Raw genomic sequence first — 13515 nt, forward strand, 5'->3', positions numbered from 1 at the left:
AAGAGGTCGTAAGACCTCTTTTTTTAGTATTGGGACAAACGGTTATTTCCAACCACCACCTAAATCACGATAAACATGAATAGCCGCATTGAGTTGTGCTTTCTTGGTGTCGATCAATTCTAATTTTGATTCTAACGCATCACGTTGGGTCATCAACACTTCAAAATAATCGGCTCTGGCTGACTTGAATAAATCATTAGCCGCATCAATCGATTTGTTTAAAGCATCCACTTGTTGTGATTTTAAAGCATAGCTTTTGTCTAAATTACTAATGTTGGAAAGCTGGGTAGACACTTCCAAATACGCATTTAAAACAGTTCGTTCATAGTTATATAAAGCCTGTAATTGTCGAGAATTAGCACTAGCAAACTCAGCTTTAATGGCATTACGATTAATCAACGGAGCTGCTATATCTCCTGCCAAAGAATAAAGAATAGACTCTGGAGTCCTAAACAGGTAAGAGGTTTTAAATGCCTGCAATCCGTATGAAGCAGAGATGCCTAATGTTGGATAAAACTCAGCTCGAGCTACTTTCACATCCAATTTTGCTGCCGCCAATTCCAATTCGGCTTGTTTGATATCAGGACGATTCGCTAACAATTGTGATGGGATACCCGATTTCACTTCCGCTGGTAACAGTTTTAAGAAAGCGGCACTGTCTCTTTTAATCTCTTGAGGATAACGTCCCAATAAGAAATTAATGCGATTCTCCGTTTCTTTGATCTTTTGCAAGGTTTCAAACTCCATGCTTTGAGAAGACAATACTTCGGCTTGGAACTTTTGTACTGCTAGTTCTGTGGATCTAGCCGCTTGTTTCTGAATCTTTACAATATCTAAAGCGTTGTTTTGCAACTTGATATTTTGTCTTATAATCTCCAGTTGACTATCTAAAGCTAACAATTCATAATACGAATTGGCTACTTCTGTAATCAAGTTGGTAGTCACAAAGTTTTTACCTTCAATAGTCGACAAATAACGGCTGATGGCTGCTTTTTTAGCATTGCGCAATTTTTTCCAAATGTCTACTTCCCAATTGGCATAAGCGGCCAAAGTAAAATCGGTCAAAGGATCAGGCATTTCAGTCCCAGGCATAATCTCTGTAGTAGCATCTCCTGCTCCTTGACTAGTATAACGCCCTACTTTTTCAACACCAGCTCCAGCTCTAACACCCACGGTTGGCAATAAAGCTCCTTTCCTTACTCGAATATCATTCTTTGCGATTTCTATTTCTTGTAAAGTAATTTTCAACTCTTGATTGTTTTGAAGAGCGGTATCTATCAAGGCTACTAAATTCGGATCTTTAAAAAAGGTCTTCCAAGGTAGTGTTGACATATTAGTCGTATCCGTAGAGGCCACTCCAAAGGATTCTGGAACCGCTGCAGTAGCTTTTGTTGGAGTTATCGCAGGGGTTTTACAACTTACCACCACTAGGCCTATGCCTAGCGCGATAAGGAATGGATATAACTTGATTTTATTTTTCATAATCAATATCTTCTGTTAATGGGTTATGATCTTGTTTTTTCACCATTTTAATTTTAGAGGCAATAGTTCCAAAAATCAAATACAATCCTGGAATAAGCAATACCCCAATAATGGTTCCTAATAGCATTCCACCTAAAGCGGCTGTTCCAATGGTACGATTCCCAATTTTCCCAGGACCTGAAGCAAACACTAACGGAATTAACCCCGCTGTAAAGGCAAAAGAAGTCATCAAGATAGGTCTAAAACGTATTTTAGCGCCTTCCAAAGCTGAGGCAAGAACGGTCATTCCTTGTTCGTGTTTTTGAACCGCAAACTCTACAATCAATACGGCATTCTTCCCTAACAATCCGATAAGCATAATGAAGGCAACCTGAGCGTAAATATTGTTTTCTAATCCGGTTAAGGTTAGCAACAAGAACGAACCAAAGATTCCCGCAGGAAGCGATAAGATTACCGCAAATGGCAACACAAAACTCTCATATTGCGCCGCCAATACTAAGTAAACGAAGAGCAAACAAATGATAAAAATGTAAATCGCTTCATTCCCACGACCTACCTCATCTTTTGAGATACCTGCCCAGTCAATACCAAATCCTCTTGGCAATTTCTGATCGGCTACTTCTTGAATGGCTTTAATGGCTTCACCACTACTGTATCCTGGTGCCGATTGACCACTAATCTCTGAGGCATTAAACATATTATGTCTCGTAATCTCCGACAATCCATATACTTTTTCCATGTGCATGAAGGCTGAAAAAGGCACCATCTCATCACGATTGTTTTTTACATATAATTTCATGATGTCTTCTGGCAAGGCTCTGTACTCTGGAGAGGTTTGCACAATTACCTTGTATTGACGGTCATACTTAATGAAACTGATTTCATAGTTACTTCCCACTAAAGTAGAAAGGGTGTTCATCGCATTTTCTAAGGTTACTCCTTTTTGCTGAGCAATATCATTATCAATACGCATCATGTATTGTGGGAAACTGGCACTGTAAAAACTAAACACAGAAGATAATTCAGGTCGTTTATTCAGTTCTTTAACGAAATCATTATTAACCGTTTCCATTTTTTTGTAATCCCCTGAACCCGCTTTGTCTAGTAAACGTAACTCGAATCCTCCGGCTGCTCCATAGCCTGGTACTGCTGGCGGTTGGAAGTACTCGATAGTAGCTCCTGAGATATTCTTAGCTTTTTCTTCTAGCTGTTTCATTATCTCATCAACCGATTCTTTACGGTCTTCCCAACTTTTAAGATTCACCAAACAAGTTCCCGAGTTAGATCCAGTTCCTTCCGTAAGGATTTCAAATCCCGCTAAAGAGGAAACCGACTTAACCCCATCAATTTTCTCTGCTTCTTTTTGAAGTCTCATGGCGATATCATTCGTTCTCTCTAAGGAAGAACCAGGCGGAGTTTGAATAATAGCATAAAACATTCCTTGGTCTTCATTAGGAATAAATCCAGAAGGTAATCCATTGTTTAAGAAAAAGATTCCAGCACAAAAGGAGATAAAGGCAATAAACGTAACCGATCTTTTATTGACAATCTTTTCAAGGATACCTTGATATCTTCCTGTGAGTTGGTGGAATTTATGATTAAAACCATCCAAGAAATTATTCAAAGGCGTTTTCTTTCTAGGTACCCCATGGGTGTTTTTTAACATCATCGCACAAAGTGCCGGAGTAAGCGTTAACGCCACAATCCCTGATAAAATAATCCCTGTTGCCATCGTAATAGAGAACTGTCGGTAGAAAATACCCACCGGTCCCGACATAAACGCTAAAGGAATAAATACCGCTGCCATCAAAAAGGTAATCGCTATAATGGCACCACTAATTTCACCCATAGCTTTTTTAGTAGCCTTGAGTGGCGAGAGATGGTCTTCTTCCATTTTGGCATGGACCGCCTCGATGACGACGATCGCATCATCTACCACAATACCAATTGCCAATACTAAAGCAAATAAGGTTACAATGTTAATCGTAATCCCAAAAATTTGCATGAAAGCAAAAGTACCAATCAAGGAAACCGGTACGGCAATGGCTGGAATTACTGTGGAACGCCAGTCCCCTAAGAACAAGAACACTACCAATCCCACCAAAATAAACGCTTCTAATAAGGTATGAATTACCTTTTCAATCGAAGCATCTAAGAACTTAGAGGCATCATAACTGATTTCATAATCGACCCCTTTTGGAAAGGAGGTTTTTTTGATTTCGAGTAACTTCGCTTTTACATCTTTAATTACCTGACTGGCATTACTACCATAGGATTGTTTAATCGCAATCGCAGCAGAAGGTCTTCCGTTCAAAGTAGAGTAGATGTCATACATCGAACTTCCAAACTCTATTTTAGCCACGTCTTTCAAACGCAGTATTTCTCCGTTGGGACTAGATTTTAAGACAATGTTGCCATACTGTTCTTCCGTGGTAAAACGCCCCGAATACTTTAATACATATTCAAAAGATTGTGAACGTTTACCTGAACTCTCTCCCGTTTTTCCTGGAGAGGCTTCCAAACTTTGTTGTGACAACGCTTCCATGACCTCATCGGCCGAAATTTTATAGGCTAACATTCGGTCAGGTTTCAACCAAATACGCATCGCATAATCTCGGTTTCCAATAATATCCGCATCTCCTACACCATCCACACGTTTAATCTCAGACAGAATATTGATATCCGAAAAGTTATATAAGAACTTTTGATCCATAGTTGGATCTTTACTGAATACGTTGATGTACATCAAGTTATTTGATTCCTCACGAGTAATTTTCACACCCTCTCTCACTACAAGAGGCGGCAATTTATTTACTACCGAAGCTACTCTGTTTTGGATATTAATAGACGCTTGATTCGGGTCGGTACCCAAATTAAATACGATTTGGATAGCCGCTTCACCATCATTCCCAGCATCCGAAGCAATGTATTTCATCCCAGGTACTCCATTGATGGCTCTCTCAAGCGGAATGACCACCGATTTAATCAACAATTCATTATTGGCTCCAGGATAATCGGCCGTTACGTTTACTTTTGGTGGCGAAATAGAAGGCAATTGCGTAACCGGCAAATGGGTTATGGCCAACACCCCCAATAAGACAATCATCAACGATATTACTATCGAAAGAACGGGTCTTTGTATAAATTTACTAAACATTGATTTATAATTTATGAATTAGGGCTATTCTGCTTTTAATTTCAAATGAGAAAGTACTTCTTTCGGATCCTGATAATCATACTTGACTTTATCATCATCATTCGCTTTCTGAACTCCTTCAAGTAGTATTTTATCAGCTGCTGTGATACCGCTTTTCACTACATACAAATCGGGTAATTCTCCGGTAATTTTAATCTCTCTCGATTTTACTACGTTGTTGTTATCTATTACAAAAACATATTTTTTATCCTGAATTTCGTAAGTAGCTTTTTGCGGAATAATTAAAGCGTCTTTCACAGGCACAATCATCATGACTTTACCCGTTTCACCGTTCTTTAATAGTTTATCTGGATTGGGGAACTTCGCTCTAAAAGCAATGTTTCCTGTTTCATTATCAAATTCACTCTCGATAACTTCTACCTTTCCTTTGTATTTCAGTTGCTCTCCGTTAGCCAATAACAAACTTACTTGACTATCGCCTCTATCTTTTACATCGGTCTGGTACTGAATGTACTCGGGTTCCGACACATTAAAATAAGCAAACACCTCACTGTTATCTGAAAGACTAGTTAATAGTTCGCCTTCATCTATAAGACTTCCAATTTTTTTAGGGATTCTGTCAATCGTTCCAGCAAAAGGCGCTCTGATTTCAGTAAATGACAAATGCAATCTAGCTAACGACACTTCCGCTTTCGCTTGATCTAATTTGGCTTGTGCCAATGCTTGTTCGCTTTTAGACACTACATTTTTTTCTGCTAAGATTCTAGCATTCATCAAATCAATCTCAGCCGCTTTTTCTTCCGATTGGGCTTTTAGCAATTCAGCTTCATACATCTTAGGCATGATTTTGAACAACAATTGCCCTGCGGTTACAAACTGACCTTCATCAACAAAAATTTGTTGTAAGTAACCTTTTTCTTGGCTGCGAATTTCAATGTTTCTCACCGAGCGAATCTGCGAAACATACTCTTTTACAAAAGAAGTATCTATGGCCACTGGATTAGTAGCGGTATATTTACCTTCTTCTTCTTTTTGTTCTTTCTTTTGATTGCAACTGTTGAGACTTAATACAACACCAATACCAATAAGCACTACGAACTTTTTCATGTTTTTTCAAATAAATTTTTAATAATGAATCTTGACCTATTTCAGAGCGAAACAATCTTTTTTTAAATGCGTTAAACTATAAAAATCAAAGACGAAAGACTTTGAGCGAAATATAATTAAAACGAGGAAGACGTGAAAAATTCACGTGGTGATAGGCTTTATAGCTAAAAGGAATAGCCACAAAAGAAGCCGCCACATTAAAATGTAAGGGGTAAGGAGTACTAGCAACAAACGCTTTATCCTTAATAACTGTTTCATGATCATCACAATCGTATTCGTCGTAATCATCACAATAAGTGAAAACATCCTCTCTACTTCCTACCGTCACTTTTTGTATCACAGCGGCAGGCGCATAGGGTTGTTGCACCGTAGAAGGTACAGCAATATGACCCATTTCTATAGAACGGGCATGACCTGTTTGGGAAACCAACAGACAGATGAAAACAAGATATAGTATTGTGTTTTTCATATTTGGTCACAAATGTAGCTTTCAATTGCAGAAAATCAAGAATTTTTTAACCACTATTTAACAATTTTAAGGAAATCTTAAGGGAAAGTGCAAACAATATCGTTTTCGTAGCCTCACTTAAAAGTAAAAATAAAAGCCATTCATTTGAATGGCTTTTATTTATCATTAAAAAGAAAGGAAAATTAGTCCTTGATGATTTTTATGGTTTTCTCTTGTTTACTACTAGTTACTTTAACAAAATAGATCCCACTGGCCAATCCTGATAAATTGATTTGAGTTTGTAAGTCATTGACTTTTTGTGAACTTATGCTTTGTCCTAAAACCGTAGCTATTTCTATAGTATCTATAGTGGCGTCATTCGTAACTGTAAGTGTGTTTTTCACCGGATTAGGATAACAACTGAAATAAGCAAAAGCAAAGTCCTCAGTACCTAAAGTAGCAACAAACTGCGTCGTAAAAGTATTGGTCACAATAGCCGGATTGAAATCAAAGTAAATGTTGGCGGTATTTGGAATGATATCGCCAAGCGCATAACCCGCTTTTGGTTTTACTTTAAACACAATATACCCATGTCCAATTTGTGAATTGGCCACAGAAGGCGGCAGATTGATACCACTAAATTTCCAATTTAGCGTGCTGCCCACTCTATCTAAAATATAATTATGACTGGCTCCCAACATGCGGATAGAGGTTTCATCCAACTTGGCATCTAGAACGTCATTAACTTGCACCGTGATAGCATCAGCTGTGCCCGTGTTTTCAAATAGGATGGTATAAGTTAAATAATCATTGGCTGAAAACGAAGACTGTAGAATACGACCTCCATGACTCTCGGATTTGTTGTTAGGGTCATAAGAGCCTATAACGGCTTGCGTTAAAGAAGCACTATTGTCCGTAGGGTAAATTTCACCCGTTGGATTGGTGATAGTAGCCGTACTGGTTAACAATTGCCCCAAAGTTACCGAAGGAATACTAGGGACATTGATAGTAACATCTATATAGCGGCTTTCCGACGGGTTTAAATTGGTGAACGCATAGCTAAATCCGTTAGCTGTAGAAGTCGTGCCCGACTGTGAAATAGCATTAATAAACAACCCAATATTAGGCGAAAAAGTCACGGTTCCCGCAGCTAAAGTCTGGTTGCCATTGTTGGTATAGGTAAGTCTATTGATATAGGTAAAACCAGGTCTTGGTTGGCTTAAAGGAGAAATGGTAACCGATAAATCTGCATAAGTTTGGGTAGCCGTTATCGGAAAATTAAAAGTTTGAAAGCCATTACCATTGATTACAACATTGTTAAAGGTGGGGTTCGCTAAGGCATAATAGGGCGCAAACTCATTATTAATGGTATAACTTAAGTCGTAGGAGTTTGTAATAACATTGTCATAAATGGTACAACTTCCAATAGATGAAAAAATATTGTTCTCTATGCCGTTGTCATTTAGGATATAATGAAATTGTCCTTTGGTGAAATTTTGTTCTCCACTGTCTTTGACCCCATTATTATTAGAGTCAAGGAACGCGTTCATTCTAATCCCCGAACTTAAGATAAGCACGGTAGCAGTTCTTGTGCCATAATAGTAAACGTTACTACCTACACTAGAGTAACTATAAATCACCGAATAAGTTCCTGGAGGTGTGCCTGCAGCTACATTAATAGTCCCATCAACATTCATCGTGAATGTTGGATCGTCAGTAGGAGCAGGAGTACCAAGAGCCAACCCAAATAAAATATCATTATCAAACACGGAAGAGGTAGTCGTAACCGCTTCACTGGTTAAAGTAAGGGTAAACGTATCTTCCCCAAAAACAGGTATGAGAATAGGATTACTGGTAATAGTACATCCAGTAACGGTATTGGTAGCTTTCAAAGAAAAAGCCTGAAATTGTGGATAAAACTGAGTGTTGAGAAATGGACTAGTCTCGTTAGGTAAAGCCGTATTTTGATAATACCATTGTAAGGTGACACTACTACCTCCAATCAACGAAGCCAAAATAGTGCCGTTGTTTACTTGGAATTGGAAATCTATTTTATCACTTACTAAACCAAAATAATTCGTGGTAAAAGTATTGGTTGTGTTGTTGTAGATTCTAGCATAAATAGTAATTGGGCTACTAGAATAAATAGCAGCACTTTCTGGATTAGCAATAGCGTTAGTACCAGCAATAGCATCGGGCTCATTGTAATAAAACGTGATGGTATTCTGACTCGCATTTTGACCATTCAGTAAAAGGGTATTTTGAAGGGTAAAATTATAAACCCCTTGACAATCCGAGTGCAAGGCAGGAACTAAACGATCTAAAACAAAATCATCATAATAAAAACTAACCGCACTGCTCGTTAGTGAGGTGGTTCCTTTAAAAGACAAGTAAATGGTTTGCCCCACATAAGCGGATAAATCAACAAATTGTTTAGACCAAGTGCTGAAACTGTCGCAATATTTAATGGGATTAAAATTAGCAGCCGTTGGGTTAGCCACAGTGGCCACACTTATAATATTGTTTTGATTGTAAAAGCCAGTGGTACTTTTAGCCCAAAAACTCAAACGGTCATTCACTCCAGCTACTACAGTTATGGCTGGGGTAACTAACATGTCATTTTGGGCGGCTGAACTATAATCATACTGAGCGGCATTAACACCTGTATGCCCATTAGCCGAAACCGACCAAGAGCTAGTGTTGCTAGGCGTAAGAGCTCGCCAGTGTCCTGGTATGGTGTTAGCGCTTTCAAAACCTTGCGGAAAATCAGCGACAACAGGCAAGGCGTCATTGACTACATCGTCTAGTAGAAAATAGCCAGAAGTAGCATCTTCAGAATTAACCCCCAAATAAATAGATTGTCCTACATAAGCCGATAAATCGAGGGTCACTTGTTTATAAGTAGTGGTCAAACCGATAGCATTGACTAAAGTACTGGTAAAACCCCCAACAGTAGGCGTGGTGGTAGAAACCTTCACTTTCAAATAGCGGTTGGAAGTAGCGCCGCTTCGTGCCCAAAAGGAAAAGCGGTCGTTCACTCCAGCAGTAACGGTAATTTTAGGAGAGATTAAATAATTACTAAGGCAAGTGGCCGGATTATAAGTAACCGTAGCAACATATTGTCCTGTATGCGCAGCACCCGTATCACTGTAGCCTATATACCAAAGGTTGTTTTGATTGGCGGCATTTTGAGAAGTCCAACAGCCTGGAAAATCACCCACACTGCTATTGACGGTTTGGGTTAATTCAAAACTTTCTGAAAACCCAGTCGTGGCACTACAAGTGGGAAAGCCATCATTCACTACATCATCTAGATTCAATCCTATAGAGTTCGCAGGGGAAGTAGCATGAAAGGCCACATAAATAGACTGCCCAACATAAGCAGATAAGTTGATGGTTCTTTTGGTAAAGAATTGTGGTCCATATACATTTTGATGTGCATAATCGGTAAAGTTGGCTAAGGCGGTGCCTGTTTTTGATATTTTCACATCATAACTTTCCAAATTACCGGTAGAGGAAATTCCCACCCAATAGCTTAGTCTATCTGTAACTCCGGCTACCACGGTAATCTGTGGCGTAATCAAATAATCATCATGAGCCGCACTTCCAGACCCCGAAATCATAGCCACCTTAGTTCCACTATGCGCCGTGATATAAAGCGGAGAGCCTATCAACCAAGAAGCGGTATTGGCACCATTAATTTTAGTCCAGCCTGTTGGCAACGCACTTCCCACACCCCCATCAAAGTTTTCGGAGAACTGGGCATTACAATAAAAAACAGAACAAAGACAAAGGCTAATCAAGAAAGTAAATTTTTTCATGCTCAAAGAGTTAGGAAACAAATATAGGAAAAAAGGCTTACAAAAAATGTTGTTTTTTAGGCGGGTTTGTACTTGATTTATTTCGGAGCCAATGGAATTCAGTTTGACTTAAAAAAACCCCCAATACTTTTGTATTGGGGGTTTTTAGTATTTTCTTTTGGTGTATTCTATTTAGCATGCTTTTCCACTGCCATTCGCAACTCTTCGTTTCTGGCAACTTCTTGCTGAAACAGGGCTACGATATCCGATGGAATTTGACTGAAGTCGATTCTCTTTCCTCTTTTTATCTCGCTAATTAGACTTTTTAAAATAAAAAGCTGCATGGTCTTGATTCTGTTGGCCGATAATCTTGATTGGTCTTCCATAACACTATTAGGAGCTATTTTTAGTTTACACCCTACTAATTAGAATACTAAAGTAGTATTTTTTTACTTTAACAAGGATACTAAAAACCTTTTTTTAACATTTAGCGTGACCCTAGCCAAGATTTTTAATCAATTATGTGAATCAAGAGATTAAAAAATAGGTATTTTTGATAATTAACAGTGATGTGCATCCAAATCTTTTAAACAAAAACAAGGGGTTAACTAAACATTACTACAACAAAATGGAGGAACTAGTAAAAATAGTATACTATAGGACTCCAGCATATCAGTCATAATGATGAAAGTAGAAGGATTTGCATAAATTGTGAATTGTATAGTTTCTATAATAGAAAACACTCATTTTCTTAAAAAAAGCATCGTATTTTTAGTAATTATAACTTTTTTTTAAAATAACATGATACATCAAACAATCACTTCTTTAAACAAAACCTACTTGTTTTTGTTTTTACTGGTTACAGGCAGTACTTTTTTAAATGCCCAAATCCTAACTAATGGTGATTTTGAAAGTGGTGGAAGTGGCGTTGGCTTTCTGGTAACCGATTATACTTTAATTAACCCGCTTACCGGAACCAGCTCTCCAGGTTTTTATAGTAGAACTACCAATCCCGCATTAATGAACACTACCTTTAATGCTAGTGGTGACCATACTACAGGAACTGGTAAAATGTTGGTTTTTGATGGAGCAACAGCTCCCAACAAATTCATTTGGACCACTGGAAATACCGGTGGGACCATTCCAGGATTTACTGTAGGACAATCTTATGTTTTTAGTTATTGGATTAAATCAGTTTCCAATCAGGTTACTAATGACGCTACCCGAGCTAATATAAGCGCTTTATTTATCAATGCGAGTAATGTAAATCCACCAGCATTAGACCATTTGGCACCACTACCTTCAGATGGATGGCAACAGGTTAGTTATTCTTTTGTGGCTACCAACACGAATGTAATGGTGCGTTTAAAAACGATGAGTGTACCATCGGTAGGAAATGATTTTGCTGTAGATGATTTTTCAATAACCCCTGGAGCACTTCCCTTTAGCGGAACTTATGCTACCACAAACCCTACTTGCCCTACCAACACAGATGGTTCTATTACCGTTACTTTGGCGGGTGGTTTTTTACCTTATGGAAGCTATCATTTAACCGGTACGGTTACCCAAACTAACGCCAATGGTATCTTTTCTAATTTACCAGCCGGAACCTATACCATTTCTGTTACCGATGCTAATAATCAAGTATACACCCAATCTAATATTGTATTAACGGCTCCCAATGATTTGGTTATAAGTGGTCCGGTTACTATTTGTTCGGGGCAATCTACGCAGTTATCTGTAAGCGGTGGCCTTTCTACGTTCACTTGGACAGCAAGTCCGGCGGACGCCTCTTTAGTCAATCCGAATTCGGCAACGCCAACTGTCAGTCCAACTGTTACTACAACTTATACGGCTACTTCGGGCACGCCATCATCACCAACAAATTTGGTAGTTAACGGTGATTTTTCTTCGGGGTATAGCGGATTCACTACTGAATATACTCAAGTTGGTGACCCAAATCCATTTGGTGTTCAAACGTCTTATAGTATTGTTGCCAACCCCGCAGCTTGGTTTAATCCTTTTTCCTCTTGTGGCGATCACACTAACGGTAGTGGGTACATGATGGTATTTGACGGTGCCACCGATGCTAGTGGGAATATAAAAGTCTGGTGCAATGCAACACCGATTCCAGTACTTCCCAACAAGAGTTATACTTTTTCTTATTATGTTGCTTCTGTCTCCACTGGTTCTCCAGCAAAATTAGAACCAACCATTAATGGTGTTTCATTAGGCGCTCCTATAACAGCCCCTTTTACCACTTGTGCATGGACCTTAAATACCTTTACCTGGAATTCGGGTTCCAATACCACGGCGAATATTTGTATTTATGACCGAGAGATTTCGTCAAACGGAAATGACTTTGCCTTAGATGACATTTCGTTAAAGGAAACGGTAACCTGTATCTATACTAAAAGTGTTACTGTTACCGTGACGCCAGCAACGGTACCTACGTTTACCGCTGTTGCGCCAATATGTAAGGGCGATACTTTGAATGCTTTACCAACCACTTCCAATAACGGAATTACGGGAACCTGGTCTCCGGCATTAGATAACACCGCCACAACAACCTATACTTTTACACCAACTACAGGTACCTGTACCACGACGGCTACCCTTCAAATTGTAGTTAATCAACCTGTGACCCCAACGTTTACTGCTGTTGCTCCAGTTTGTACTGGCGATACTTTGAACGCTTTACCCACTACTTCCAATAACGGAATCAACGGAACTTGGTCTCCACCTTTAAATAATACAGCCACTACCGCCTATACTTTTGTACCTGCTGCCGGACAATGTGCCGGTAACGCTACCCTATCCATACAAGTAAATCCAACGACAATACCAACGTTTACTGCTGTTGCGCCAATATGCAATGGCGATCCTTTACTTGGTTTGCCAACTACTTCAAATAATAGTATTACCGGATTATGGTCGCCAGCACTAAACAATACAGCCACTACCACCTACACTTTTGCTCCTGCTGCTGGGCAATGTGCTACAACGACTTCGCTTACGGTACAAGTAAACCCATTACCTCAATTTACCATTTCGGGAGGTTGTACCGGAGTATATACCTTGAGTGTTATACAAACCGATTCCTCGGGTTCGACCTATGCTTGGTATAACCCCTCCAATGTACAGATTGGTTCTGATGCTACTGTAACCATAACAACACCCGGAATGTATTCATTAGTCGTAACGCAGAATGGATGCAGCAATAGTGGAACCAAAGAAGTACTCAATACGTTATGTAGTATTCAAAATGGCATCTCTGTTAATAATGACGGGCTTAATGATAACTTTGATCTTGCCGCCTACAACGTTTCGAATTTGACCATCTTTAACCGTTACGGAATGAAAGTGTTCGACAAGACTAATTATAATAATGAGTGGCACGGGCAGTCCGATAAAGGCGATGACTTACCAGACGGTACCTATTATTATGTAATTAACTTTCAAGATACCCCAACCAAAACGGGCTGGATTTATATCAACCGAGCACAGTAAAACCACTAAGG

Annotated in this window: 7 protein-coding genes; 1 reads left to right on the forward strand and 6 read right to left on the reverse strand. The window is 39.1% G+C overall.

What is annotated here, in order from left to right; genetic code table 11:
• Positions 1 to 42 precede the first annotated feature (42 nt).
• From OLM53_RS10385 to OLM53_RS10410, 6 genes are all read right to left on the reverse strand, one after another.
• Positions 43 to 1482 carry a TolC family protein gene (locus OLM53_RS10385; protein ID WP_264520167.1) on the reverse strand — a complete coding sequence of 480 codons (1440 nt, stop codon included), beginning with the start codon at positions 1480 to 1482 and terminating at the stop codon, positions 43 to 45.
• Positions 1472 to 4639 (reverse strand): efflux RND transporter permease subunit, encoded by a 3168-nt coding sequence (locus OLM53_RS10390; RefSeq protein WP_264520168.1) that lies wholly within the window; start codon positions 4637 to 4639, stop codon positions 1472 to 1474. Before OLM53_RS10390 ends, OLM53_RS10385 begins: the two co-directional genes overlap by 11 nt.
• A gap of 24 nt (positions 4640 to 4663) precedes the next feature.
• Positions 4664 to 5746: an efflux RND transporter periplasmic adaptor subunit gene (locus OLM53_RS10395; RefSeq protein WP_264520169.1), complete on the reverse strand. Its 1083-nt coding sequence runs from the start codon at positions 5744 to 5746 to the stop codon at positions 4664 to 4666.
• An 85-nt stretch (positions 5747 to 5831) separates the two neighbouring features.
• Positions 5832 to 6215, reverse strand: a complete 384-nt coding sequence (locus tag OLM53_RS10400; RefSeq protein WP_264520170.1) for a hypothetical protein — start codon at positions 6213 to 6215, stop codon at positions 5832 to 5834.
• A gap of 182 nt (positions 6216 to 6397) precedes the next feature.
• Positions 6398 to 10015, reverse strand: coding sequence for a T9SS-dependent choice-of-anchor J family protein (locus tag OLM53_RS10405; RefSeq protein WP_264520171.1), 3618 nt, complete (start codon positions 10013 to 10015; stop codon positions 6398 to 6400).
• 167 nt (positions 10016 to 10182) lie between these two features.
• On the reverse strand, positions 10183 to 10380 hold the full coding sequence (locus OLM53_RS10410; RefSeq protein WP_264520172.1) for a hypothetical protein: 198 nt from the start codon (positions 10378 to 10380) through the stop codon (positions 10183 to 10185).
• A gap of 415 nt (positions 10381 to 10795) precedes the next feature.
• On the opposite strand from OLM53_RS10410, the gene OLM53_RS10415 reads away from it, so the two are divergent.
• Positions 10796 to 13504, forward strand: coding sequence for a gliding motility-associated C-terminal domain-containing protein (locus tag OLM53_RS10415; RefSeq protein WP_264520173.1), 2709 nt, complete (start codon positions 10796 to 10798; stop codon positions 13502 to 13504).
• The last annotated feature ends 11 nt before the right edge of the window (positions 13505 to 13515 follow it).

Source organism: Flavobacterium sp. N1994 (genome assembly GCF_025947145.1).
In the GTDB taxonomy this organism is placed as follows: Bacteria; Bacteroidota; Bacteroidia; order Flavobacteriales; family Flavobacteriaceae; genus Flavobacterium.

Excerpts from the sequence above, each read along its gene's own strand:
- OLM53_RS10385 (WP_264520167.1), bottom strand. The coding sequence starts at position 1,482 with ATGAAAAATAAAATCAAGTTATATCCATTCCTTATCGCGCTAGGCATA.
- OLM53_RS10390 (WP_264520168.1), bottom strand. The coding sequence starts at position 4,639 with ATGTTTAGTAAATTTATACAAAGACCCGTTCTTTCGATAGTAATATCG.
- OLM53_RS10395 (WP_264520169.1), bottom strand. The coding sequence starts at position 5,746 with ATGAAAAAGTTCGTAGTGCTTATTGGTATTGGTGTTGTATTAAGTCTC.
- OLM53_RS10400 (WP_264520170.1), bottom strand. The coding sequence starts at position 6,215 with ATGAAAAACACAATACTATATCTTGTTTTCATCTGTCTGTTGGTTTCC.
- OLM53_RS10405 (WP_264520171.1), bottom strand. The coding sequence starts at position 10,015 with ATGAAAAAATTTACTTTCTTGATTAGCCTTTGTCTTTGTTCTGTTTTT.
- OLM53_RS10410 (WP_264520172.1), bottom strand. The coding sequence starts at position 10,380 with ATGGAAGACCAATCAAGATTATCGGCCAACAGAATCAAGACCATGCAG.
- OLM53_RS10415 (WP_264520173.1), top strand. The coding sequence starts at position 10,796 with ATGATACATCAAACAATCACTTCTTTAAACAAAACCTACTTGTTTTTG.